This window comes from Streptomyces sp. NPDC002690, assembly GCF_053592415.1.
The window spans coordinates 1-25,134 of record NZ_JBSFVR010000003.1 but is presented as its reverse complement, the minus strand read 5'-3'; the positions used below and the strand labels follow the sequence as shown (position 1 = coordinate 25,134).

The 25,134-nt window shown below is 70.5% G+C and carries 21 protein-coding genes and 1 tRNA gene; 11 read left to right on the top strand and 11 right to left on the bottom strand.

Annotated elements, in window-relative coordinates:
• Positions 1-237 precede the first annotated feature (237 nt).
• From ACWD3D_RS00755 to ACWD3D_RS00730, 6 genes are all read left to right on the top strand, one after another.
• Positions 238-1,512: a hypothetical protein gene (locus ACWD3D_RS00755; protein WP_451458771.1), complete on the top strand. Its 1,275-nt coding sequence runs from the start codon at positions 238-240 to the stop codon at positions 1,510-1,512.
• A gap of 219 nt (positions 1,513-1,731) precedes the next feature.
• Positions 1,732-3,813 carry a LamG domain-containing protein gene (locus ACWD3D_RS00750; protein ID WP_451458770.1) on the top strand — a complete coding sequence of 694 codons (2,082 nt, stop codon included), beginning with the start codon at positions 1,732-1,734 and terminating at the stop codon, positions 3,811-3,813.
• A gap of 272 nt (positions 3,814-4,085) precedes the next feature.
• Positions 4,086-5,357, top strand: coding sequence for an aspartate kinase (locus ACWD3D_RS00745; RefSeq protein WP_266707105.1), 1,272 nt, complete (start codon positions 4,086-4,088; stop codon positions 5,355-5,357).
• Positions 5,354-6,433: an aspartate-semialdehyde dehydrogenase gene (locus ACWD3D_RS00740; protein ID WP_451458769.1), complete on the top strand. Its 1,080-nt coding sequence runs from the start codon at positions 5,354-5,356 to the stop codon at positions 6,431-6,433. The genes ACWD3D_RS00745 and ACWD3D_RS00740 overlap by 4 nt, the downstream gene beginning before the upstream one ends.
• Positions 6,434-7,269: 836 nt before the next feature.
• Complete coding sequence (locus tag ACWD3D_RS00735; RefSeq protein ID WP_387371300.1) at positions 7,270-7,854, top strand: SigE family RNA polymerase sigma factor; 585 nt, start codon at positions 7,270-7,272, stop codon at positions 7,852-7,854.
• Complete coding sequence (locus ACWD3D_RS00730; RefSeq protein ID WP_451458768.1) at positions 7,851-9,467, top strand: hypothetical protein; 1,617 nt, start codon at positions 7,851-7,853, stop codon at positions 9,465-9,467. Before ACWD3D_RS00735 ends, ACWD3D_RS00730 begins: the two co-directional genes overlap by 4 nt.
• 109 nt (positions 9,468-9,576) lie before the next feature.
• On the opposite strand, the gene ACWD3D_RS00725 is transcribed toward ACWD3D_RS00730, so the two are convergent.
• From ACWD3D_RS00725 to ACWD3D_RS00710, 4 genes are all read right to left on the bottom strand, one after another.
• Positions 9,577-10,488 (bottom strand): SURF1 family protein, encoded by a 912-nt coding sequence (locus ACWD3D_RS00725; protein WP_451458767.1) that lies wholly within the window; start codon positions 10,486-10,488, stop codon positions 9,577-9,579.
• A 62-nt stretch (positions 10,489-10,550) separates the two neighbouring features.
• A complete protein-coding gene (locus tag ACWD3D_RS00720) occupies positions 10,551-12,386 on the bottom strand; it encodes a prolyl oligopeptidase family serine peptidase (RefSeq protein ID WP_451458766.1) in 1,836 nt (611 codons plus the stop codon).
• A gap of 415 nt (positions 12,387-12,801) precedes the next feature.
• Positions 12,802-13,134: a hypothetical protein gene (locus tag ACWD3D_RS00715; RefSeq protein WP_451458765.1), complete on the bottom strand. Its 333-nt coding sequence runs from the start codon at positions 13,132-13,134 to the stop codon at positions 12,802-12,804.
• On the bottom strand, positions 13,131-13,631 hold the full coding sequence (locus ACWD3D_RS00710) for a DUF6232 family protein (protein ID WP_451458764.1): 501 nt from the start codon (positions 13,629-13,631) through the stop codon (positions 13,131-13,133). The genes ACWD3D_RS00715 and ACWD3D_RS00710 overlap by 4 nt, the downstream gene beginning before the upstream one ends.
• A 258-nt stretch (positions 13,632-13,889) precedes the next feature.
• Between ACWD3D_RS00710 and ACWD3D_RS00705 the strand changes: the two genes are divergently transcribed.
• Complete coding sequence (locus ACWD3D_RS00705; RefSeq protein WP_451458763.1) at positions 13,890-14,336, top strand: nuclear transport factor 2 family protein; 447 nt, start codon at positions 13,890-13,892, stop codon at positions 14,334-14,336.
• A 197-nt stretch (positions 14,337-14,533) separates the two neighbouring features.
• Here ACWD3D_RS00705 and ACWD3D_RS00700 read toward each other — a convergent pair whose 3' ends face one another.
• Positions 14,534-15,328 (bottom strand): SGNH/GDSL hydrolase family protein, encoded by a 795-nt coding sequence (locus ACWD3D_RS00700; RefSeq protein ID WP_451458762.1) that lies wholly within the window; start codon positions 15,326-15,328, stop codon positions 14,534-14,536.
• 502 nt (positions 15,329-15,830) lie between these two features.
• Between ACWD3D_RS00700 and metG the strand changes: the two genes are divergently transcribed.
• A complete protein-coding gene (gene metG, locus ACWD3D_RS00695) occupies positions 15,831-17,651 on the top strand; it encodes a methionine--tRNA ligase (protein WP_451458761.1) in 1,821 nt (606 codons plus the stop codon).
• Positions 17,652-17,721: 70 nt separating this feature from the next.
• On the opposite strand, the gene ACWD3D_RS00690 is transcribed toward metG, so the two are convergent.
• Complete coding sequence (locus ACWD3D_RS00690) at positions 17,722-18,999, bottom strand: helix-turn-helix transcriptional regulator (protein ID WP_451458760.1); 1,278 nt, start codon at positions 18,997-18,999, stop codon at positions 17,722-17,724.
• A 113-nt stretch (positions 19,000-19,112) separates the two neighbouring features.
• On the opposite strand from ACWD3D_RS00690, the gene gltX reads away from it, so the two are divergent.
• Together gltX and tatA are read left to right on the top strand one after the other, a co-directional pair.
• Positions 19,113-20,483, top strand: coding sequence for a glutamate--tRNA ligase (gene gltX, locus ACWD3D_RS00685; protein ID WP_451458803.1), 1,371 nt, complete (start codon positions 19,113-19,115; stop codon positions 20,481-20,483).
• Positions 20,484-20,610: 127 nt separating this feature from the next.
• Positions 20,611-20,859: a Sec-independent protein translocase subunit TatA gene (tatA, locus tag ACWD3D_RS00680; protein ID WP_451458759.1), complete on the top strand. Its 249-nt coding sequence runs from the start codon at positions 20,611-20,613 to the stop codon at positions 20,857-20,859.
• 93 nt (positions 20,860-20,952) lie between these two features.
• On the opposite strand, the gene ACWD3D_RS00675 is transcribed toward tatA, so the two are convergent.
• The 5 genes from ACWD3D_RS00675 to ACWD3D_RS00655 form a co-directional block, all read right to left on the bottom strand.
• A complete protein-coding gene (locus tag ACWD3D_RS00675) occupies positions 20,953-21,186 on the bottom strand; it encodes a hypothetical protein (protein WP_266707129.1) in 234 nt (77 codons plus the stop codon).
• Positions 21,187-21,386: 200 nt separating this feature from the next.
• Complete coding sequence (locus ACWD3D_RS00670; protein ID WP_451458758.1) at positions 21,387-21,995, bottom strand: hypothetical protein; 609 nt, start codon at positions 21,993-21,995, stop codon at positions 21,387-21,389.
• Positions 21,996-22,519: 524 nt separating this feature from the next.
• Positions 22,520-22,593: transfer RNA gene (locus tag ACWD3D_RS00665), tRNA-Pro, on the bottom strand.
• Between the two features lie 65 nt (positions 22,594-22,658).
• Positions 22,659-23,396 carry a Pr6Pr family membrane protein gene (locus ACWD3D_RS00660; RefSeq protein ID WP_451458757.1) on the bottom strand — a complete coding sequence of 246 codons (738 nt, stop codon included), beginning with the start codon at positions 23,394-23,396 and terminating at the stop codon, positions 22,659-22,661.
• Positions 23,397-23,502: 106 nt separating this feature from the next.
• Positions 23,503-24,441, bottom strand: a complete 939-nt coding sequence (locus ACWD3D_RS00655; protein WP_328720324.1) for a metallophosphoesterase — start codon at positions 24,439-24,441, stop codon at positions 23,503-23,505.
• A gap of 93 nt (positions 24,442-24,534) precedes the next feature.
• On the opposite strand from ACWD3D_RS00655, the gene ACWD3D_RS00650 reads away from it, so the two are divergent.
• Positions 24,535-24,999: a GatB/YqeY domain-containing protein gene (locus ACWD3D_RS00650; RefSeq protein WP_451458756.1), complete on the top strand. Its 465-nt coding sequence runs from the start codon at positions 24,535-24,537 to the stop codon at positions 24,997-24,999.
• Positions 25,000-25,134: the final 135 nt, after the last annotated feature.

The window sequence follows — 25,134 nt, the reverse complement described above, 5'->3', positions numbered from 1 at the left end:
CCTCCCTTCCCGCCAAGTACCGCGCGCCCGAGTGCGGATGGTGTGCGGCCGGAGGGGGAGGGAGCGCGAACGACCCCTGGGGGTGGCTTTCCGTGACCGGCTTGCATCGGAGCGTAGTGACGCTCTACGTTCGCGATGAGCAACCTCAAACCTCAGAAAAAGGACGACCCCGGCGGTGTGGCAACACCGACCGGGGTCTGACCGAAGCGAGATCGCACGGCTAGGAGTCGATCCCTCATGGCTAACGCCAACATTAGTGCCGCCCTGCGCGCACCCGCCCATCCCATGGCGAAAGCCGGGTACGGCAAGCGCCACGCCCCCGACCAAGCGCCCCGGCATGCCCGCGACTTCAGGCATCTGGCCCCGAGGGAAGCGGCCATCGGCGCGTACATCGACCGGCTGCCCGAAGGTGCCGCGATCGGCTACAAGACCCTCGCCGAGGAGCTCCCCGACTACGGCCAGCAGGCCTGCCGCAGCGCCCTCGACCGGCTGACCCGCGAAGGCCATCTCCGCCGCATCAAGGTTCACTTGACCGGCGCCAACGGCACCAGGCACTGGGTGACCCGGACCTACTTCTCCCGTACCGCGCGGAACGCGGCCTGGTGGGCGGAGCTCGTACGGTTCGTGCGCGGCATCGATGTGACCGGCCAGCCGGCCGCCCCGAAGACGGTCCCGACGGCGGTCCCGGAAGCGGGAGTTCCGGAAGCGGGAGTTCCGGACGCGGATGCCCCGAGTGCGGATGCCCCGCACGCGGAGGTTCCGGGCGCGCGAGTTCGGGGCGCGGCGCCCTGGCACACGGCGCGAGCGGCGGAGGCGGTGAGCACGGCCGGGTGGCCTGCCGGTGCGGAGGCCGCGGCTGTCGGCTTCGTCACGGCTGAAGTCCCCGGCGACACAGCCTCGGTGGTCGCCTCGCTCGGCGACCTGATGGCGGGCCGCATGGACGCCCCGCCGCCCGGCTCCGCCGCCGCCCTGGCCCTGGAGGCCGGAGCGAGGGCGCCCCGCTCCCCTGCGTACGACGTACTCGCCGCGCTCGGCGCCCGCGACCCCCGGCTCCAGCTTTCCGACGGTGAATGCGTGGAGCTGGAGCCCTTGGTCGGCGAGTGGCTGGACCGGGGCGTGGGGCCCGACCGGATCGCCCACGCCCTCGCGGCGGGGCTCCCGGCGTCGGTGCATTCCGCCGTCGCCTTCCTGCGTAAACGACTGGAGAACAAGATGCCGCCCACCCAGCAGCCCGGCCCGCACGCCTCGCACCCCGCGCACGAGGAGATCGCCGGGGCCGTGATGATGTGCCTCTTCTGCGACGAGGACGAGACCACCACCACCCTGGTCGACGGGATCTGCGTGGACTGCCGCGCCGACATCGACCGCGACGAGGCGAGCGGCGCCACCGGCGACGTCCCCGACACCTTCCTCGCCCGCCCCCGGCAGCAGCAGGACGTCGCCGCCCGGGTCGCGGAACTGCGCGCGGCCTCGGGGCGCCCGGCGGCGGTACCGGTGCCGCGCCGGAGGTGAGCGGGACCGCCGACCGGGAAGGCACCCCGTTCACGAGCCCCTCCGCACAGGCGGCGCAAATTACCCGACGGGGTGTCAGTAGGCGCTGATAGCTTCGGTTTCCCGTGATCTCACGGGCGTCGACAGGGGGGAACGGTGATCATGCCGGAGAACGGCAGAAAGAGAACGCGTCTCGGACGCGGCGCTTCACGATGGCTGGCGGGAACGGCCCTCGGAGCCGTGATCGCGCTGACCGCTTCGGGAGTGGCGGTGGCGGTGGACAACCTGCCACCGCTCCGGCCGACGGCGGGCGATCTGCACACCGAATCGAAGCCCTGCGTTTCCGGGGCGGAGCGTCCCTACGTGGGGCGGGAACCGACGCTGTTCGCGGTGCTCAACGATCCGGTCGAGGACGACGCACCCGGTGGGGCCAACCTCGTCAAAGCCGAGTTCGAGCTCTGGTGGACGGACGCGGCCGGTACGGAGCAGCGCCTTAGCTACGCTCCTTCCTCCGCTGTGCCTTCCGGGTTCACGTTCCAATGGAACACCTACCTCCAGGCCGCCGCAGTCCCGGCCGACACCGTCATCTCCTGGCACGTGCGGGCGAACGACGGAGCAGCGGTGTCCGAGTGGAGCGACACGGCGGCTCCGGCCTGCGAGTTCGTCATCGACGAGGTGTCCCCGCAGCCCCCGGTGGTGTCGTCGTCCGAGTTCCCGGAAGACGTGTTCTACGGCGCGGAGCAGGGCACTTACGGGACCTTCCGGTTCCAGTCACCCTCCGACGACGTCGTCGAGTACCGCTACACCTTCATTGGTCAGGCGCAGCAGAGCGTAGTTGCGACCGGTCCCGACCACGCGGCGGAAGTGCGGTTCCTCGCCACCTCGTTCACCCAACGCGTCGACGTCGTGGCCTTCGACCGGTCCGGGCGCCGGAGCACGTCGACGTCCTACGACTTCTATCCGGCCCCACCCCGCAGCCCTGTCGCACAGTGGCAGCTCGCCGACCCGGCGGGCAGCCGGTCCGCCGCGCCGGTCACCGGAACGGCGGCACGTGCCGGAACCGGCGCCTCGTTCGGCGCGTCCGCGCCGGAGGGCACCGCGCTGACCTCCACCGTCTCCCTGGACGGCACCGGGCACGGCTTCCTCACCCCGGACGCGCCGGTCGTGGACACCGCGAAGACCTTCGCGGTGGGCGGCTGGGTGCGCCCCGGCGCCACCGACCGCACCATGACCGTCGCCTCCCAGGACGCCGACGGCGCCCCCGCCTTCACCCTCGGTCTGCGGCCCGGTGACGGCGGTGCGACGTGGTCCTTCGGGGTGGGGGCGGACCGTGTCACCGGCGGCACCCCGGAGGCCGGCACCTGGTCCCACGTCCTGGGCCTGTACGACGTGGAGACGGGTCTCGCCCACCTCTACGTCAACGGCAAGGAGACGGGGACGCCGATCGCGATCACGCCCGCGCAGACGTCCGGCGACTTCCAGATCGGCCGCGCACGGGGCAAGCTCGGCTACCGCGACCGTTGGCAGGGCGAGATCGGCGCCCTCCAGGCGTACGACAGGGTCGTCATGCCCGCCGAGATCACCCAGCTCGCTCTGGTCGAGGTGCCCCCGGCGACGGAGACCGCGCACTGGTCGATGGAGTCCAGCACGGACGGTACGACACCGTCCTCGGTGGGGACGGACCAGCCGCTGAGCCTGCGGGACGGCGCTCACCTCTACCAGTGGCCCTCGCCGGACGACTGGTGCGACCTCTACCCGGAGTGCTTCCCGGACAAGGACCCCCTCCGGGGCCAGGCCGACCTCGCACTCGACGGGGTGGACGACTACGCAGCCACCACCGCGCCGGTCGTCGACACCGCCCGCAGCTACACCGTCGCGGCCCTCCTCGCGCTCGACCACGTGACCGCCGACGACCCGGCCATGACACTTTTCTCCCAGGGCAACGACGACGGAACGGCGGCCTTCCAGGTCCGTTACGTGCCGGCCACCCAGAAATGGGAGCTGAGCGTCTCCCACGCCGGCACTCCCGGCGCTGAGGTGACTACCGTGAGCGCCGAGGCCGCGCCCGGGGGCCTGCACCGCGTGGGCATCGTGCACGACACGGTGAACGACCGGGTCACGCTCTACGTGGACGCCCAGGAAACCGGAGCGAGCGCGACCTTCCGTTCCGGCTGGACGAGCACCGGGGGCCTCCAGATCGGCAGGGGCCCGGTGCCCGGCGGTGGCTGGGGCTCGTATCTGCGGGGTTCGGTGGACGAGGTCAGGGTGTTCGAGGGAGCCCTTCCGGGTCTCCAGGTCCGGAACCTCGGTCTCAACAGCTGAGGCAGACCCCCGGTCGCGCTTCGGTGCGCGGCCCCCGGCGTACTCCGCCGGGGGCCGCGCCCGGCTTGCGGAGCCAGTGTGGAACGTGTGGGCTGGACCACAGACGCGCGTGGCGGCCGGTGAGGTGGGCATAGGCCCCGTACGAGCGGCCCGGGTCGACACGCCGGACCAGGTGGTGGGCGGGACATCTCACCATCTGGTAAGGACGGGGAGATTCCGGGCCGCTCGTTAAACTGAGCCGACCGCAGTAACGGAATGAGCGAGGAGCGCACGTGGGCCTGGTCGTGCAGAAGTACGGAGGCTCATCCGTAGCCGATGCCGAGGGCATCAAGCGCGTCGCCAAGCGAGTCGTCGATGCCAAGAAGAGCGGCAACCAGGTGGTTGTCGTGGTGTCCGCGATGGGCGACACGACGGACGAGCTGATCGATCTCGCCGAACAGGTGTCTCCGATGCCTGCCGGGCGTGAGTTCGACATGCTACTGACCGCCGGAGAGCGGATCTCCATGGCCCTGCTGGCGATGGCGATCAAAAACCTGGGCCACGAGGCCCAGTCGTTCACGGGCAGCCAGGCCGGTGTCATCACCGACTCCGTCCACAACAAGGCGCGCATCATCGATGTCACGCCCGGCCGCATCCGGACCTCGATCGACGAGGGCAACATCGCCATCGTCGCCGGGTTCCAGGGCGTGAGCCAGGAGGGCAAGAACATCACCACCCTCGGCCGCGGTGGGTCCGACACCACTGCGGTCGCCCTCGCCGCGGCGCTGGAAGCCGAGGTCTGCGAGATCTACACCGACGTGGACGGCGTCTTCACCGCCGACCCCCGGGTCGTCAAGAAGGCCCAGAAGATCGAGTGGATCTCCTTCGAGGACATGCTGGAGCTGGCCGCGTCCGGCTCCAAGGTGCTGCTGCACCGCTGCGTCGAGTACGCACGCCGATACAACATCCCGATCCACGTCCGCTCGTCCTTCTCCGGACTGCGCGGCACCTGGGTCAGCAACGAGCCGCAAGGGGACCAGCAGGTGGAGCACGCGATCATCTCCGGAGTCGCCCATGACGTCTCCGAGGCCAAGATCACCGTCGTCGGCGTCCCCGACAAGCCGGGCGAGGCCGCCGCGATCTTCCGCACCATCGCCAACGCGGAAGTCAACATCGACATGGTGGTGCAGAACGTCTCCGCCGCCGCGACGGGGCTGACGGACATCTCCTTCACCCTTCCCAAGGCCGAGGGCCGCAAGGCCATCGACGCCCTGGAGCGGGCCAAGGGCACCATCGGCTTCGACTCGCTGCGCTACGACGACCAGATCGCCAAGATCTCGCTGGTCGGCGCGGGCATGAAGACGAACCCGGGCGTCACCGCCGGATTCTTCGAGGCGCTCTCCGACGCCGGTGTGAACATCGAGCTGATCTCGACCTCCGAGATCCGCATCTCGGTCGTCACCCGCGCCGACGACGTCAACGAGGCCGTGCGCGCCGTGCACACCGCCTTCGGTCTCGACAGCGACTCCGACGAGGCCGTCGTCTACGGAGGCACCGGCCGATGACCGCACGCCGCCCCTCGCTCGCGGTCGTCGGTGCGACCGGGGCGAGCGGCGGCGTCATGCTCCAGATCCTTTCGCAGCACGCGGACGTCTGGGGCGAGGTCAGACTGATCGCCTCACCGCGCTCGGCCGGCCGCAAGCTGGCCGTACGCGGCGAGGAGAAGGAAGTCCTCCCGATCACCGAGGACGCCTTCGACGGCGTCGACATCGCCGTCTTCCTGGTACCCGCGAAGGTCGCGGCCCTCTGGGCGCCCGTCGCCGCGTCCCGGGGCGCAGCCGTGGTCGACGGCTCCGCGGCCTTCCGCCTCGACCAGGACGTGCCACTGGTCGTCCCCGAGGTCAACCCCCACGCGGCCCGCACCCGCCCGCGCGGAATCGTCGCCTCGCCGGACTGCACCACCCTCTCGCTGATCGTCCCCGTCGGCGCGCTGCACGCCGCCTTCGGCCTCCGCGAACTGACCGTCTCCACCTATCAGGCCGTGAGCGGCCGGGGCCGCGAAGGCGTCGCCGCCCTGCGCCAGGAACTCGGCCTCGTCGCCGCCGGCCTCGCCGCCGGTACGGAGCTGGGCACCCGCCCCGGAGACGTACGCCGCGCGCTCGGCGACCGGCCCACCAGCCCGTTCCCCGCCCCCGTCGCGCTGAACGTCGTGCCGTGGGCCGGTACGGCCGCGGGCGACGGCTGGTCCTCCGAGGAACTCTCCATCCGCGACGAATGCCGCAAGATCCTCGGCCTGCCCCAGCTGCGTACCGCCATCACCTGCGTGTACGTCCCCGTCGTCACCACGCACTCGATGTCCGTCCACGCGCGCTTCGAGAACGAGGTCACCGTCGACAGGGCCCACGAGATCCTGGCCACGGCCCCCGGCGTCGTCCTCTTCGACAGTCCTGCCGCAGGCGACTTCCCGACCCCGGCGGACGTGGTGGGCACCGATCCCACCTGGGTCGGCCGGGTACGCCGCTCCCTGGACGACCCGCAGGGCCTGGAGATGTTCCTCTGCGGGGACAACCTGCGAAAAGGCGGGGCCCTGAATGTGGCCCAGATCGCCGAATCCCTGGCGGCCGCCATGGGCGGCTCCTGAATCCCGTCCAGGGATTCGACCCGGGTTTCGTTCCGGGGGATCTTGAGGGGATCTCGCGAGGGATCTTTCGGGCGGTGGCCAGGGCGGTGTTACGGGCCGTGTTCCGTTTCGCGGGCGACGGACGGTCCCTGTCGGTTCTGGCTCGGTTCTGCCTCGGTTCTCCTTCGGCTCCGGCGTGGCCTTGCCCTGGCTCCGCGCCGGCCCGCGGCCGGTCGGTCCACTTCGGCCGTGCGGTTCTGCGCTGGTCCGAGGCCGGTACCGGCCTTGTTCGTCGCCGGTCTGGAACCGACATCCGTCCGGTCTGGTACCGGCCTCCGTCCGGTCTGGTACCGGCCTCCGTCCGGTCTGGTACCGGCCTCCGTCCGGTCTGGTACCGGCCTCCGTCCGGTCTGGAACCGACATCCGCCCGGTCTGGTTCAGAGCCTTGTCGGGGGCCGCTTCCGAGGCATCGAATTTCGTACGTCATCGAAATGTCTGATCGAAAGAGTTTTGTGGGATCTGTGAAGGTCACATGTTCAATTCGGCTTCCTTAACCCCTTGAGCTGGGGCGTTGTCATATCCGACGATGACCCTGTGGTCCTGTGCAACCGTGAGTCGACTGTTCGGCGTCTTCGTCGTCACTTCTTGCGCGATGGGCGCACCAATAGGGCAATTGGGGAAGAGCGGGTACGTATGAGGGCGAGTCGCAGAGAGCTGAACGCGCTGCCGCACGCGTACAACCCTGACGGGGGGCAGCGTGTCCAACTTGCGTGGCAGAGGTACTCGAAATTCCGGTGGTCGGCTCGCTGCGAGGGCTGTCCGCGCGCCCGCTCCGCAAGCGCCGCGCGGTCGGCGGCATGCCGGTGATCGCCCCGCTGACCGCTGCGAGCGCGACGAGCCCCGTAAGGCTCCCCTCGCAGCGCGAGGGCGCTGAAGAGGCGGTGGCGGCGGGAACGACGGTCGACCATCTGACCGAGACCTACCGCGCCCACTACCGCTCGCTGCTCGGCCTTGCCGCACTGCTGCTGGACGACACGGCCTCCTGCGAGGACGTCGTACAGGAGGCGTTCATCCGCGTGCACTCGGCCCGCACCCGGGTGCGGGAACCCGAGAAGACGCTCGCCTACCTCCGGCAGACGGTCGTCAACCTCTCCCGGTCCGCGCTCCGCCGCCGCATCCTCGGGCTGAAGCTTCTCTCCAAGCCCATGCCGGACATGGCCAGCGCCGAAGAGGGGGCCTACGACCAGCTGGAGCGGGACGCGCTGATCAAGGCGATGAAGGGCCTCCAGCGGCGTCAGCGGGAGGTACTGGTGCTGCGCTACTTCGCGGACATGACCGAAGCGCAGGTCGCCGATACCCTCGGTATCTCTCTGGGCTCGGTCAAAGCGTACGGTTCGCGCGGGATCGCCGCTCTGCGCCTCGTGATGGAGGCGCAGGCATGAGCGGTCGCCCCTTCAGCCACGAACCGGACCGGACGGGAAGCGGAACTGTGAACCACGGGCCGAACACGAGCGAGCCGGCCGCCGAACAGGCGGAGGCGGCTGAGCCGACCGGCCGTACGCGCGGAGGCGACGAGGAGCACGGCCCTCCGGTACACACACCGTCCGGACGGTATGCCGGAGCGCCCAGCCATGCGGGAACGCCCGGTGACGCTCCGGTCGACGCGACCGACGACGCGACCGACGACGCGACCGACGACGCCTCCGACGACGCGACCGACGACGCCGACGCGTCTGACGATGTCACCGAGCGGCACGACAAGACGCCCCGCGCCCGTGATGACCTGTCCCGCCCCCGTGTGAAGGCGCACACCGCCCACGACGACACCTCCGGCACCGGCACGCTGACCCAGCTCTTCCCGGCCCGCGCCGAGGCTGCGGACTTCGGCCGGGGCATCGGCGGCGGCACGGCGAGCGACGACGGTGTCGCCCTGCGCGGCATCGACATGCGCGACATCGATCCGAGCGGCGGCGGCCCGAGTGGTGGCAGCGCGTTGTGGGACAGCGTGTTGAAGGGCAGCGGTCCGGGCTGCGGTTCGGCCGACGCGGGGGACGAGGAGGACACGACCGACGAACAGGCGCTGCGGCGCCTGCTGCGAGGGGCCGTCCAAGACCTCGAACCCGCCGAGAACGCCCTGGACCAGCTGTACCGGGCCGTACCCGCCCGGCGGGCGCGACGCCGTCAGGCCGTCGTCGGCGCGGCTGCCGCAGTCCTGCTCATCGGTACCGCCGTACCCACTTTCCTGCACGTGGCGGACTCCGGGAGCGTCGCCGCAGCGGCGCCCTCCCTCGCCGGGCACGGCCAGAACTCCCAGAGCCAGCAGGGCGACGCGTCCGGAGCGGCCGTGGGGGAGCAGCCGAGCGACGGACAGCCCGCGCAGGGCGCGGACGGCAGGCCCGAAGGAATACCCGATCCCAGCGGCACCCCCACCGCGACCGACGATCCGACGGACTCCGACAGCGACCTCTCCGGGGCCGTCAGCGAGGAGGACCTCGCCTCGATCGCCGCCCTGCCCGCCTGCGCGCCCGGTCAGCTCGGCGTCGCCTCGGCGTCCACCGGGACGGCGGACGCGAACGGCACGGTCTACGGGACCTTCCGGATCGCCAACACCTCCGTCACCAACTGCTCGGTCAGCACTGCGGGCACGGTGGCCTTCACGACCGCGGGCGCCGCGGACGCGACGAAGATCGCGGTCGTCCAGCACGTCGCGGGCGACCCCGCCGCCGGGCTGCCCGACCCTGCCGTAGAGCCCGCGGCCATGCTGCTGAAGCCCCAGATGTCCTACGAGGTGCAGTTCGCCTTCGTACCGAGCGACACCTGCCCCACCGCCACACCCCCCACGCCGACACCCACCGAAACCCCCACCGGCACGGGCACGGGGGAGGACCAGGCGTCGAGCGTGGAGACGCAGTCCGTGACGGCGGACGCTGTCCCGTCCGAGGGAAGCATCGCCGTGACGCACACCCCTGAGGCGGGCGCGCCGGCCGCGGAGACCACGATCACCCACGCTTGCGCGGGCACGATCTACCGGACCGGCATCCTCACCGCCTCGTAACCGACGGGCCGCGGCCGGGAGCACCGGGCCGGGAGCACCGAGGCCGGGACCGCCAGGCCGGGAGCACCGGGCCAGGAGCACCGAGGCCGGGGATGCCCGCGCGCGGGGGTCACTCGCTGTGGGGCGTCGTCCCGGAAGAGGTACCGACGGGTTCACCCGGTCCGGCGGTGACCACGGTTGACCCGGTGTCGGTGTCGGTGGTGGTGGCGGCGGTGGTGAGGATGGCGGGGTCGGGGACCAGCCCCAGGGCGATGTCCCGGGCCGCTTCCGCCTCGCGCCGCAGCAGGCGGAACCACATGAAGAGCACGAACGCCGCGAAGACGAACCACTCCCCGGTGTAGCCCAGGTTCTGGAAGGCCTTCAGGTCCAGCCCGCTGCCCTCCACCGCGGCGGCCGGGACCGCCCGCATTCCGTTGCCGGAGTCGTCCGCGCCTCCGATGCCGCTCGCGGGGAGCGTCACCCAGGCGTCGTACACGTCGTACGGCACGAGGTTCACCAGCGACGCCGCACTGATGATGCCGAGTTCCCCCTCGGGGAGCCCGCCCGCGCTGTTCACACCGTCACTGGTGGCGCTCTCCGAAGCCTGGAGGTCGCCGGTCACCGTGATCTCGCCGGTGGGAGCCGGCGGGACCGTGTTGTTCTTCCGCGCCTGTTCCGTCCCGCCGGGCATCCAGCCGCGTACGACGGGCAGCGCCTTGCCGCCGTCCGTACGCAGCAGGTCCAGGACGTAGAAACCGTCGCGGTCGTCCAGCTCGCGCCCCGGGACCAGGAACTGGTCCGCGAACGTCCCCGTCGCCGTGGCGGGGCGGCCGGACGTGACCGTGTCCACGGGCAGCAGCGAGTCCAGCGGCTTTGCCTGACGGGTACCCGGGTCCGGCTGCTTCTCGGCCTGTTCGTGCGACTGCACGCGGTCCTCGAAGCGGCCGAGCTGCCAGGTGCCCATGAACACGCAGAACGGAATGGCCAGCACGACGAAGAGGTTGATCCCCCACCATCGCGGGGTCAGCAGGAACCGGTACACCCCAATACCGTACGGTCCCCGCTCCGCCGACCGGGAGCGGGGGCCGCCCATTTATCCGGTCCTTACGCGCGTGCGGTGGTGTCCGCCTCCGGCTTCCGCGCCTCCGGGAGATGGCGCAGCGCGAAGTCCAGCTCCAGTCCCACCTGCTTGATCCGCTCCTCCACCACCAGCGAGCCATGACCCGCGTCGTAGCGGTAGACCTCGTGCACCGCGCCCCGGGCCTTCAACCGGTCCACGTAGTTCTCCACCTGGCGGATGGGGCAGCGCGGATCGTTGACGCCCGCCGAGATGTACACCGGCGCGCGCACCGCGTCGACGTACGTCAGCGGCGACGACGCCTCGAACCGCTCGGGCACCTCCTCCGGAGTGCCGCCCAGCAGGGTGCGGTCCATCGCCTTCAGGGCTTCCATCTCGTCGTGGTACGCCGTGACGTAGTCCGCGACCGGCACGGCGGCCAGGCCCAGGGCCCAGACGTCCGGCTGGGTGCCGAGACCGAGCAGGGTCAGATACCCGCCCCAGGAACCACCGGCCAGGACCAGACGGTCCGGATCGGCGAGCCCCGACCCGACGGCCCACTCCCGGACCGCCGCGATGTCCTCCAGCTCGATCAGCCCCACCCGGTGCTTCAGCGCGTCGGTCCAGGCCCGGCCGTACCCCGTCGAACCCCGGTAGTTCACCCGCACGACCGCGAAGCCGTGGTCCACCCAGGCGGCGGGGCCCGAGGCGAACGAGTCGCTGTCGTGCCAGGTCGGGCCGCCGTGGATCTCGAAGATCGTCGGGAACGGGCCCTCGCCCGAGGCAGGTGTCTGCACCAGGGCGTGAACACGTCCGCCCGGCCCGTCCACCCACGCGTCCCGCACCGGCACCGAGGAGGGGGCCTTCGGACCCGGCGGGTCCAGGACCACCGCCCCCGTGGTGGAGCGGACGACCGGAGGCAGGGCGGCCGAGGACCAGAGGTACTCCACCGTCCCGTCCGGGCGGGCCGTGGCACCCGACACCGAACCGGCGGGCGTCTCCACCCGCACCGGCTCCTGCCCACCCGGCTCATGGCGCCACAGCTCGCTGCGGGCCTCGAAGTCGTGCTCGACCAGGATCGCGGAGCCGTCCGGATACCACTGCGCACCCACGTCCCCGGGAAGATCGATCGCCAGCTCCGTCTCCGTGCCCGCGACCGGGTCCCAGATCATCGGCTCCCAGCGCCCCCGACGCTGATGCCCGATCAGCAACCGGGTGTCGCCGGCGACCGGAGCGAACCCCATCACCGCGAGGCCCAGTTCCTTCGTGCCGCCCTCGGTGTCGTCGAGCTCGGCCACCGTCGACCCGTCCGGCCGCACCACACGCAGCGCCGAATGCATCGCGTCGCCGTGCTCCGTGTGCTCCAGAGCGATCAGGCCACCGTCGTACGACAGATCGCCCACCCCGGCGGACTCGCGGTGCCGGTAGATCTCCACGATCCCCGCGTCGCCCGGCCGGGCCAGATGGATCGTCGTCCCGTCCTCGTCGGTGGAACGGCCGACGACAGCGCTGCCGTCCCGCCCGATCGCGAGACCGGCCGGGTACGACGGCTCCAGCCCCGGCGCCGCCGGCACGTCCTCGCCGCCGCCGAACGGCTGCCGCATCCAGATACCGAACTCGTCGCCGTCCGTGTCGCTGAACCACCAGATCTCGGAGCCGTCCGGAGTCAGCGCGCCGTCGGTCGTGCCGTTCGGCCGGTCGGTCACCTGCCGCTGCCGACCGGTCGACCGGTCCCACGCGTACAGCTCGTAGGTCCCGGTCGCGTTGGACACGAAGAGCGAGCGCTCCGGGGCGTCCTCCGCCCAGTCGGGCAGGGAGACCCGGGGCGCGCGGAACCGCTGCTCCCAGTCCGGAGAGGTCGAGGCGTTCTGTGTGTCGCTCATGCCCCCATCCAACCCGAAAGGGGGTCCTGGACGCACGGGCCTTCGCCTGCCGGCGAAATCACCCGGAATCCCGGCCCGCACAGGTGCCGGCCGTCGGGCATCGCCGTCCCGCGACCGGCGACCGGACGTCACCGACCGGTCGGCACCGCCCCGTGGTCCCCTGCCGGTCGGCACCGCCCCGTGGTCCCCTGCCGGATGTCCCCGACCGGAGATGCCCCGCGGGGAGACACCGAGGTGTGTCCCGGACGCCGCCGGGACACACCCCCTGCTCACCGCTTCAGCTCACTCGCGGAATCGCGCGCGGAGGCTTCCCCGCGCTCCCGGGCTCCCGGGCTCCCGGGCTCCCGGGTCCCCGGGTCCCCGGGCCCGCGAACAGTGCGGCAGCGCACGGTGTCTCCGCGCTGCCACGCCCGGCTCAGCCCGCGAGCAACGCTCTCGCGGCATTGATCACCGGCAGGCCCACTTCGCCGACCAGGGCCGCGATGCCGGTGATCCGCTGCACCAGGCTCCGACGCCCTTCCGGGGTCGGCTCCGTGGCGATCGATTCGGCCGCCGCGTCCACCTCGGCGCGCCCGTTGTCGTCCAGATGCGGGCGGAGCCTCTCGATTTCCCGCAGAAGAGCCTCCACCGCGGGACCGCCGGAGGCCACACCGACGTTCTTGTCGCCTCCGACGATGTCACCCGAACCGAAGTGCTGAGCGTGTTCGATGCGGGACCCGCCGTACTGGTAGTAGTTGTCGCCGCTCATGATCCCCCGATGTTCCCGCTGCCGAAGTGCTGGGCATGCCCGATGCTGGTCCCGCCGTACTGCTTGATGGTGTTGCTGTGCACGACGTGCGAGAGGTTGATGACCGTCTGAGCCACGTCGGGATGGCCGATCGCCTTGGTGATCTCCTGGACCAGCTGGAAGATCTCCTCCTGCCGGGTCGACCAGATGGCCTCGTGCTGAATGCCGGACGTGTTGAGGACGAGGCCGTACACCGGGGGCCTCTGCAGAACCGCGACCAGCTTCCAGACCAGGAACGCCTCGACGGCGATCAGGATGATCGTCCCCATCGTGTCGAACGCCGCGGCGATGATGCCGCCGACGATCAACCAGGCAATGGTCCGAATGATGAACTTCCGTATCGCCACACCCTTGTCGACCGTCAGCTTCCGCTGGCCGACGTGAGAGATGTTGCGAAGCGGATACGCCTCGCCTCCCACCCACAACACGCCTTCGTTGATCGTTACTTGGTCCGCCACCGGACCTCCAGTCCATAACGGGCGATGGGGTCTGGAGCGTAGCGAAACCGATGCGCGCGGGAGGGGGAAATGAACACCTCCGTTATCTTTCGGTCACACAGAGCGCGGGGCGCGTATCTCCCGGGACCGGCCCCGGCCGGAACGCGCACTCGGTGGGATACCCGTCGCACCTGCGGCAGGGAAGAGCCCGGCGCGGGCTGTCGATCGGCGTCCTCGCAGGTCGGGGTGATTGTCAGTGGCGGGGTCCAGACTCGTTCCATGACTGCAGAGATGGGCGCGGGCACGGTCTCGACCGCTGTTCTGCGCAAGGCCGTGGAGACGTACTGGACCGCCGCCGACGCCCGCGACTGGGAGGCGTTCGCGGCCACGCTCGACGACGACGTCGTGTTCGAAGTGCCGCAGACCCGCGAAGTCGTCCGGGGCAAGGAGAGATGCGTGCGGTTCAACCGGGAGTACCCGGGCGACTGGCACGTGCGGATCGACCGGATCGTGGCCGACCTGCCCGAGCAGCCGGCCGGAGCGGGCGTGGCCGGGCTCGGTGGGCAGGCCGCCGCTCGCACGCTGTTCACCGTGGGGGACGCGGAGTTGGACGGCATCCACTTCTTCTCGTTCGACACCAGGGGCCGCATCACCGCCGTCACCGACTTCTGGCCGGAGCCGTACGAGCCGCCGACCGGCCGTGAACACCTCGTCGAGCGCGTCTGAGCCCGGAGCCGTTCCGCCGCCGTACGCCGGCTCGCCCGCCGCGCCCCTCGGGTCGGGGCAACGGCACAGGGCCCCCACGCCGGCCTGCGGCGGAGGAGCCCTGTGCCTGTGGGAGGTGGCGGGGTGCCGGGGAGGCGCGGCCGGTGTGGGGTGCGGTGCGGCACCGCGACGGGGGCGAACCGTGCAGGTGTCGGTCCTCAGATCGCCGAGCGGAAGGCGGGCAGGTAGCCGCTCGACTGTCCGGCGGCCTTCGGGTGGTAGGAGTTGTAGACCGGCAGCGTGACGCTGTTGAGCCAAGGGTCGCCGGAGCAGAGCTCGTGGCCGGTGAACTCGTCCACCACGCTGGAGTAGGTGAACCCGGCGTTGGCCGCGCGCTTGGCGATCACGGAGTTCAGGACGTCCGCCCCGTTGTTGATCGCCTTCCGCGAGTTCTCGCTGAGGCCCAGGATGCAGCTGCCCGCCAGCTTGTAGAAGTGCGGGTAGCCCAGGACCACCACGTGCGCCGAAGGGGCCTTCGCGTGGATGGAGCCGTAGAGGGAGTCGAGGCTGCCCGGCAGGACGTTCTGCGCCTTCGTGATGGCCGCGTTCACGCTGCTCACGCAGGTGGCCTCGCTCGACAGCACGCAGGTCTGCATGACATCGGCGAAGCCGACGTCGTTGCCGCCCGCCGAGATGCTGACCAGTGCGGTCGAGGAGCTGAGCGCACTCAGCTGGCCGCTCGCGACGGTCGACGTCGTCGCGCCCGAACACGCGACGAAGGCGAAGGAGGCGGGCGAGTTGGCGGCGGCCCAGAGGTACGGATACGCCTTGGTCGAACGGTGGCAGTCACCACTGTCCGAGATGTAGCTGCCGGCGCCGACCCCGGAGGAGTAGGAGTCGCCGAGAGCGACGTAACCGCCCGTAGCGGCAGAGGCCGGCTGAGCGGCTCCCAGCGCGGCGACGGTTGCGATGGCCAGAGTGGATACGGATGCCCAGAATCTACGCACTGACATGGCCGGTGGCCCCTTCGGAAGGTGGGGGGTGCGAGGGGAGTTCGTGGAGCAGACAGTTTTTAGCAGCTCGAAGTACCGGCCGGTAATGGCTGTGCGAGAAGTCGTCTGATATGCCCGAATGATCGTTCGGTGGCCGTAGCTCCGCGCGTAGATAAACCTTGAACACTGGTCAAAATCGGGGCACTTGGGGGCGCAGCGCGAGCGTGCGCGCCGTGGTGCGGGTTGCCACGGGAGGGGGCGTTGAGGTGGCGTCGGAGGCCCTCCGGGGTGGCTGACGGTTCACCAAAAACCACTCGCACGGATGAGGCGCTTCCTGCCTACGATGACGCCCACCGGTGACGCCCCGCACCGGGCGCACCCCTCGGGACCGCGGCGCCGGTGTCACCTTCCGTAGCCGCTCGCCCGTCGCCCCTCCCGGGACCACCGACTCATCTCGCGCTCCCGGCGCGCGCCGCGGCACCCGCGCGCGGCGGTCCGCCGGACCGAAAGGAAGCATCCAGCCATGGCCCGACACCTGATCACCAGCGCCCTTCCGTACATCAACGGGATCAAGCACCTGGGCAACATGGTCGGGTCGATGCTTCCGGCCGATGTGTACGCCCGCTACCTCCGCCGGACCGGTCACGAGGTCCTTTTCCTCTGCGCCACCGACGAGCACGGCACCCCCGCCGAACTGGCCGCCCGCGCGGCCGGCCTCCCGGTCGCCGAGTTCTGCGTGCGGGCCCACGAGGCGCAGCGGGCCGTGTACGACGGATTCGCCCTCTCCTTCGACCACTTCGGCCGCAGTTCGTCGCCGCAGAACGCCGTACTCACCCAGCACTTCGCGCGCCGTCTGCACGAGCACGGCTTCATCGAGGAGCGCGTGGTCCGGCAGGTGTACTCCCCCGCGGACGGGAGGTTCCTGCCGGACCGCTACCTGGAGGGCACCTGTCCGCACTGCGGGGACGAACGGGCGCGCGGCGACCAGTGCGAGAACTGCACCCGTGTCCTCGACCCCGCCGACCTGTTGCGTCCCCGCTCGGCGATCAGCGGTTCCACCGACCTGGAGGTGCGTGAGACCCGTCATCTCTTCCTCCTCCAGTCCCGGCTCCAGCACGAGGTCGAGGCATGGGTCGAAGCCGTGGCCGGCGCTTGGCCGCACCTGTCCACGTCGATCGCCCGCAAGTGGCTGACCGAGGGACTCCACGACCGGGCCATCACCCGCGACCTGGAGTGGGGCGTTCCGGTACCGGCCGACACCTGGCCCGAACTGGCGGCCGAGGGCAAGGTCTTCTACGTCTGGTTCGACGCCCCGATCGCCTACATCGCCGCGACGAAGGAATGGGCCGACGCGGCTCCGGGTGACGTCGCCCCGGGTGACGTCACCCCGGGGGACGCGGCTCCGGACGAGGCGGCCCGCGCATCCTGTGATCCGAGGGCCCTCCGCGACTGGCGCAGTTGGTGGTACGAGGCCGACGACACCGTCCGGTACACCCAGTTCATGGGCAAGGACAACGTCCCCTTCCACACGGTGATGTTCCCCGCCACCGAACTCGGCGTGCGCGAGCCGTGGAAGAAGGCCGACATCGTCAAGGGCTTCAACTGGCTCACCTACTACGGCGGGAAGTTCTCCACCTCCGCGAGACGCGGCGTCTTCACCGCCGACGCGTTGGAGGTGCTCCCCGCCGACTACTGGCGCTACTACCTCGTCGCGCACGCCCCCGAGTCCGACGACTCCTCCTTCACCTGGGAGCACTTCGCCGCCTCGGTCAACAAGGACCTCGCGGACACCCTGGGCAACTTCGTCAACCGCACCCTGTCCCTCTCGCGCAAGAAGTTCGGCGGCACCGTCCCGGCCGGGCGTGCCGCCGGCGAACCGGAGGCACGGCTCGGCGCCGAAGCCGCCCGGCTGCTCGCCCAGTACGAGGAGAGCCTGTCGGGCCTGCGGTTCCGCAAGGCAGCGGCAGCGCTGCGCGCCGTGTGGTCGCTGGGCAACGCCTATCTCGCCGAGAAGGAGCCCTGGCGGGAGGCGAAGACCGACCCGGAGGGCGCTGCCCTCACGCTGCGGACGGCCATGAACCTCATCCGCCTGCACGCGATCGTCTCCGAACCCGTCGTGCCGGCCACCGCGGCCACCCTGCGCGACGTGTTCACCCCGGCGGAAGGCGTGCCGAGTGCGTGGGCCGACGCGACCTGGGTCACGCCGGACGAGGCCCGGACGCTGGACTTCCTGCCCGCCGGAACACCGTTCACGGTGCCACCGCTGCTCTTCTCGAAGATCACGGACGAGGATCTGGAGACGTACCGCACACGCTTCGGGGGCAAGGACTCCGAGGACGACTGAGCCGGGCCGGTCGCGAGCCCCCGGGGTTGCGAGTACCCCGGGGGCGCGCTCGTCGGGGCGTGAACACGCCTCAGAGGGGGCCGTTCTCCACCTGCGGAGCTGACGCCGTAGGCGGCACCTGTGCCTGTTCCTCCACCTGGACCACCTGAGTCACCTGCGCGGTGGAGGCTGGGGAGGGCGCGTCCTCCAGCCAGCCGTTCCGTGCCGAGTGGCAGCCGAGCTGGAAGCGGGTGGATGCCCCCACCCGCGCCATGAGCCGCTGGAGACGGCGCTGCACGGTGCGGTGTCCCATGCCGAGCTGGCGGGCGATCGCGGAGTCCGTGAGTCCGAGGTGCAGCAGGGCGAGGATTCTGCGGTCGGTCGGGTCGATCGAGGAGCCGGAGTCGTCCTCGGGAAGCCCTGCCGTGGGCGAGGGTCGCAGCAGCGTCCCTCGCTCGAACTGTGCCTCGAACAGAGAGCTGAGCGCGATGAGTAGCCCGGTGCGGTGGACGACCAGGGCGACCGGTTCGATGTCCTCGCGCTCCGGGTCGAGGGGGAGCAGCGCGACTCGCCGGTCGACGACGACCAACTTGATCGGCAGCTTGTCCACCACGGAGATCTGCTGGCCCTGCGAGACGTAGGCGTCCAGCGCCTGTGCGGTGTCCGGACTCTTCAGCCAGTCGCGTTCGATGACGGTTCGCAGGGCGATTCCGCGTCGGACGAGGACGTCCTCGATCTCCGCGTGGTTGTCCTCGTGGCTGATCACGGAGTGCCGGGGCTGCCCGAGCGGCATCAGGGAGCACACCTCTGTGGTGGCCTGTTCCTGCATCAGCAGCAGTCTGCGGCGGATGGCCGCGGCACCCGAAAGAACCTCGACCGGTGCCCCCGAAGCGTGGGTCTGGGCGGAGCGGTGGCGCTCGGCGAGGGTGGCCATCAGGGACTCGACCTGGTGCAGCGACGACCGCCGGGACTCCAGCAGCGGGCCGAGGGCGAGTACCGGAGAGGCCGCCCGGTAGCGCGGTTCGGCCCCGCCGGCGGAGGCGGAACTCGCGAGGCCGCGCACCACCAGTGACTCCAGGGCTTCGAGGACGGCCGGGAGGGGAGCGGACAGTTCCTCGGTCAGCGGCGCGGGCTCGCTGTCCGGGCGGTCCACGAGGAGCCGGTAGAGGGCGTCCTCCAGCGGGTCCAGCCCGAGCTGCGTGAGCAGCGCGTCTTCGGTCTGTCGGGCGTCCGGTGTCCCGGAGACGCCGCCCGGCGGACCGGATCCGATGGTGCTCAGCTGCGTCTCCGGACGGGTGTGGGCTCGAACATGGTCCGCCCCCTTGCAGTCGCCCTCACAACTGTGCTGATCACGATATCCGTTGATCATCTTGCGGAGTATGCCTGTGGATGACGACTGCCCGCCCCTCGCGGCGCGTCGGTAGGGTGGTCGGTATGTCTGACGCTCCGGTTCGTGTCCGTTTCGCCCCGTCCCCCACCGGCATGTTCCACGTCGGCGGCGCGCGCTCCGCCCTCTACAACTGGGCGGTCGCCCGTCAGACCGGTGGCACCTTCGTCCTGCGCGTCGAAGACACCGACGCGGCCCGGAACAAGCCCGAGTGGACCGACGGGATCATCAACGCCCTGGCCGCCATCGGCATCCACGAGGAAGACCCGGCCTTCGAGGGCCCCTACTTCCAGTCGCACAACGCCGCCCGCCACACCGAGGCCGGACTGCGGCTGTACGACGACGGCCGCGCGTACTACTGCGACTGCACGCGCGAGCAGCTCAAGGAGCGCACCGGCTCCGAACACCTCGGATACGACGGCCACTGCCGCGAGCGGGGTCTCGCCCAGGAGGAAGGGCGGGCACTCCGCTTCCGCACCCCGGACGAGGGCGAGACCGTCGTGAGAGACCTGGTGCGTGGCGAGCCCGCGTTCCCGAACAGCGCCATCGAGGACTTCGTGATCGCCAGGGGCGACGGCTCCCCGGTCTTCCTGATCGCCAACGTCGTCGACGATCTCGACGAGGGGATCACCTTGGTGGTCCGGGGCGAGGAGCACCTCTCCAACACACCGAAGCAGCAGCTGCTGTGGGAAGCGCTCGGCGCCGAACCGCCGCGCTGGGCGCACCTTCCGGTGATCGTCAACGAGAAGCGCCAGAAGCTCTCCAAGCGTCGGGACAAGGTGGCGCTGGAGGACTATCTCACCGAGGGGTTTCTCCCCGGGGCGATGGTCAACTACCTCATGCTGCTCGGCTGGGGACCCGGCGGAGACCTGGAGATCCTCCCCTACGAGGAGATGGAGCAGCTCTTCCGCATCGAGGACGTCAACACCTCACCGGCGTTCTTCGACGTGAAGAAGCTGACCGCCTTCAACGGCGAGTACATCCGCGCGCTCGCACCGGAGCAGTTCGCCGCGGCCTGCGCGCCGTGGCTGATCGCCCCGCACGCTCCGTGGGACCCGTCGGCCTTCGACACGGCGGTCTTCGAAGCGGCGGCCCCGCTCGCGCAGACCCGGCTGACGGTCCTGTCCGAGATCACGGCCTGCGTCGACTTCCTCTTCCTTGCCGAGCCGGTCCACGACGAGACGTCGTGGACCAAGGCGATGAAGCCCGGCGCGGACGCCATCCTGCGGGACGCCCGTGCCGCCCTGGACACCACCGCCTGGCAGGCGGACGAGCTGAAGTCGGCGCTGGTAGCGGTCGGCGAGCAGCACGGACTGAAGCTGGGCAAGGCCCAGGCGCCCATCCGGGTCGCGCTCACCGGCCGCACGGTCGGGCTGCCGCTCTTCGAGTCCATGGAGCTCCTCGGCCGCGAGCGGGTCCTCCGCCGTCTGGACACGGCTTACCAGAAGTTGACCGTCCAGTCGTGATCCCGTAACGGCAGGGACCTCACGGTCCGCCCGTCCGGGTTGTACCGTTGCGTTCAAGTAGCAATCATCTGGGCCGGGCAGGCGGCGCGCGAGCGTCCACGGCCGACACGAGGAAGGCGGGCTCGGCATGCTCCGCAACGGACTGGAACCCTGGCACCTGCTGATCCTGGCGGTCATCGTCATCGCCCTCTTCGGATCGAAGAAGCTCCCGGAGGCCGCGCGGGCCCTGGGTAAGTCGGCGCGCATCCTGAAGAGCGAGGCTCAGGCGATGAAGAACGACAACGCCCCCGCGCCCCAGGTGACCGTCACCGAGGCCGCCCAGCCCGCACCGGCGCCCACCGCCGCGATGACGGAGCCACGCCCCGCCGACCTCTGACCCGGCCCTGCCCATGCCCCCTGCCCCGCCGGCCCTCGTGACCGCGGGGCAGGGGGCGCGGTTTGCCCGGTTCCTCGGTGCCGCCCGTACGTATCAGGGGCTGGCGGCGTCGAACCCGTACGCCACGGGCTCGTCCTGCGCATAGGGGTCGCGGCGGTACACGTACAACGCGTCCACCATGAATTCGTCGCCGTCCGGGGATTCGACGCGGCAGGGACGCGTCACCTGAAGGACCGGGGGCTGGTCGGGAACCCGCATCCGAAGACCATCAGCAGGTCCTCCGGCGAGTTCGGCTGTCTCCCACATCGTCGCAGTGTGAAGATCCATGCCCACAACTTTACGGGCTGTCCCGCGCCCCTTTGGCGAGCATCGAACAACCGCTACGTCTTCTTACTGTGCAGGTCACTGCTGCTGTCGCTGCCGCCCCAGTCGCCGCTGCCGTCACTGCCTCCGGCGCCCTGGTGGTCAGGGCGAGCGCCGGTTGGTTTGCCGTCCTCGAACGAGTCGGCCAAGATGCACTGATTTGCTCAGCGAGTACCGTTCCGGGCAGCGGCGGCCGATCCGTGTCCGACCAGGGCGGCGACGTACCGGAACTCTCCCCGGGGCCCGTCCAGCCGTGAGTACGCCTCCCAGTGCAGCGGATAGGTGCCGTGCAACGTACGGGCGTTGGCGGCGTAGTCGCCCTGCCCCCAACGGAGTTCGCCGGAGAGCACGCGCCCCTCATGAATGCGGAACTCCTCGTCCCGAGTCCTTCGGGACGCCTTGGACGGGGGAGTCCAGAGCGCTCCGGCGTTGGTGAGGAGAAGCGCCACGCCGTTCTGGTCCGGGCGGTCACCGAAGCGCTCCAGCCGTTCGATGTCGGTGACGAAACCCAGCCTCCCGAGATCGGTGGCCGAATGCGGCCTCAGCGAGTACTCCTCATTCAGCGGACCTGCCGTCCCCGCCCATCTGTCCTTGAAGTACTTGAATTCGACAGCGGTGCGCGCGGACGGCCCGATGCACAGCAGATCGAGGTGCTCGGCGCGGCCTCCGTGCAGCACGGGTCGCCGGACCTCCAACCGCGACTGGACCTCGGGCACCAGCTCCCACAGTGCCCGGGCAAAGCTGTGCTGCAGATCCGCCTCGGAGTGAAACACGGGCCGATCCTGCCGCAGGCGACCCATGACGCGGGCCAACGGCACCACGCCGGCTATGAGAGCAGAGGTTCCGCGCACAGCGTCGGTCATATTCGGCCCCCGGTTCACTTCAGTCCGTCCGAAGGGTCATTCCAGCACAACCGGCACCCCAGGCCCTCTCGGATCCACCCGGTGATCCGAGCCGGAGTGACGGCCAGAGACGGAGTCCTCCCCACGCCACCGCCTCCGGAGCGGTAGTCACGCATGCAAGGCGGGCTTGCATGGGTTCGGAGGGCCTCCGCTAGAAGATCGTCTCCCAAGCTTCTTCCACCGAGCGCCGATGCGCCGAGGACCGGGCGCGGTTGCCGCAGCAGGTTCGCACATCGGGTGAGGCCCTTGCGGCGCGCGCAAGGAGTATGTCGTCGCACCGCCCGGCGAGGAACCGACCAGGATTTTCTCGCGGATCTCTCCCAAGAGATTTCCAGAAACGAGTCAGGGGCCTGATCCACTAAGTGGATCAGGCCCCTGACCTGGTCTTACGGCTGTCGGGGTGGCGGGATTTGAACCCACGACCTCTTCGTCCCGAACGAAGCGCGCTGCCAAGCTGCGCTACACCCCGATGTCCACCGGTCTCCCGGCGACATCGATTACTTTAGCCCACCCGCGCCCGGAGACGAAATCCGGTTACCGGCGGGGCCCGGTCCGATGCAGGGGGCGAGGGCGCACGTGGTCGAAGGCGATGAGCAGGGTGGCCAGGACCACGAGGAGCAGGGAGAGGGCGAAGGCGTGGGCGAGGACCTCCGAGTAGCCGTACGTGTCCACGTTCAGGAAGGGGTACGGGTAGCGAGGGCCGGCGTCGGGGGCGAGCAGGGGGCCCCGGGCCAGCACGAAGGCCAGGTAGGCGACGGCGCAGAGCAGCCACTGCGGCAGGAACCGGAGGCGCAGCGACCTGGCCGGGGTCAGCAGGAGCCAGTCCAGGGTCACGGCGACGGGCAGGAACGTGTGCAGCAGTGCCTGTGAGACGGCCCGCGCGCCCGTGGGCGGGGCGGCGGGGGTGCCGGTGGCCGAGTAGCCGAAGCTGTTGTCGGTCAGGATCAGGTGGTACGTCAGGCCAATGATCACCGCGACGAGGAGTACGCCCCCCGTGAGGTGCGGGGACGCCGGTCCGCGACCTGTCCAGGAGCGGAACGAGGACCAGCCGAAGACTCCGGCGACCAGGACGTTCGCCTGGAAGGCGAACCGGCTCAGCAGCTCCAGCGGCGCACCGGTCGTCGCCAGTTCGATCGTGAGGCCGCAGATCGCCGCCGCGCACACCAAGGCCCGGAACACGGCGGCCGTACGGCGCGGGCTACGGGCGCCCCGCAGGAACGCGTCCTCGGCCCGGGGCCTGGGCAGCGTCGCGGTTTTCGGGGCGGCGGTCATGGCCTCACCGTAAAGGCGGGGTTCCCGGGCCGCGATTCATCCGTGGCGGATGGGCCCGGGCCCATCCGCCGTCTCCGGAGAGCCGGGCGGAATCAGGCTCCGCCCGTCAGGCCCGAGGGGTCAGCGTGAGCAGGGTCGCCTCCGGGGGGCAGGCGAAGCGGACCGGGGTGTAGCGGTTCGTGCCGCAGCCGGCCGAGACGTGGAGGTAAGCCCGGTTGCCGTCGGCCGTGTGGCTGGAGAGGCCCTTCACCCGGTCGGTGTCCAGGTCGCAGTTGGTGACCAGCGCGCCGTAGAAGGGGATGCAGAGCTGTCCGCCGTGCGTGTGACCGGCCAGGATCAGCGGGTAGCCGTCCTTCGTGAACGCGTCCAGCGAGCGCAGGTACGGGGCATGGACCACGCCGATGGAGAGGTCGGCGCCCGTCTCGGGGCCGCCGGAGACCTCGGCGTACCGGTCCCGCTTGATGTGAGGGTCGTCCAGGCCGGTGAACGCGATGTCGAGGCCGTCGAGCTTCAGCCGCCCCCGGGTGTTGGAGAGGCCGATCCAGCCGGCGTCGTCGAACGCGTCGCGCATCGGCTCCCACGGGTTGTGGACCACGTTCGTCGCCGGGGCGTTCCCGTTGAGTCCGTGTTTGCCCGCCGCCTTCTCCTTGAGATAGCGCACCGGGTTGCGGAGCTTGGGGCCGTAGTAGTCGTTCGATCCGAAGACGTAGACCCCCGGGAGCTCCATGAGGGGGCCCAGCGCGTCCAGCAGCTCGGGCACCGCCTCCGGGTCCGAGAGGTTGTCGCCCGTGTTGACGACGAAGTCCGGGCGGAGTCCGGCCAGGGACTGGAGCCAGGCGCGCTTCTTGCGCTGGCCGCTGACCATGTGGACGTCCGAGATCTGGAGTACGCGCAACGGGCGTGCACCGGGCGGGAGTACCGGGACGGTCACCCGGCGGAGGCGGAACGAGCGGGCTTCGAATCCTGCGGCGTAGGCGAGACCGGCGGCGCCGACCGCCGCACCGGCCGCAGCGACTTTCAGGGGAACTCCGTAGCGTGCGCGCATGCGCCCATCGTCGCAGACCCGGCCCGGGCGGGGTCCGGCGGCGGCGGGAAAACAAACGGGCGCCCCGGACCGTGCACCTGACACAATCGAGTCATGACCACGCTCAAGTCCAAGCTCAAGGAAGACCTCACCACCGCCATGAAGGCGCGTGACGAGCTGACCTCGTCCACCCTTCGGCTGACCCTCACCGCGATCACCAAGGAGGAGGTGAGCGGGAAGACCGCTCGCGAACTCTCCGACGACGAGGTGCAGAAGGTCATCGCCAAGGAGGCGAAGAAGCGCCGCGAGGCGGCGGAGGCCTTCGCCCAGGGCGGGCGGACGGAGCAGGCAGAGCGGGAGAAGGCCGAGGGCGAACTGCTCGACGCCTACCTGCCCAAGCAGCTCTCCGACGAGGAGCTCGACGCGATCGTCGGCTCCGCCGTGGAGGAGGCGAAGGCCGCCGGTGCCGAGGGCCCCCGCGCCATGGGTGCCGTGATGAAGATCGTCAGCCCGAAGGTCGCGGGTCTCGCCGAGGGCGGCCGTGTCGCCGCCGCGGTGAAGAAGTCCCTCGCGGGCTGAACCCTCGGGGGCTGAACCCCCGCGGGCTGAAACGCTCGCGGGCTGAAACGCTCGTGGGCCGGCCCTTCGCGGGTCGGGTCCCACGAGCGCCGGCCCCGAACGACAGAAGGTGAGGCGCCCCGGAATGGGGGCGCC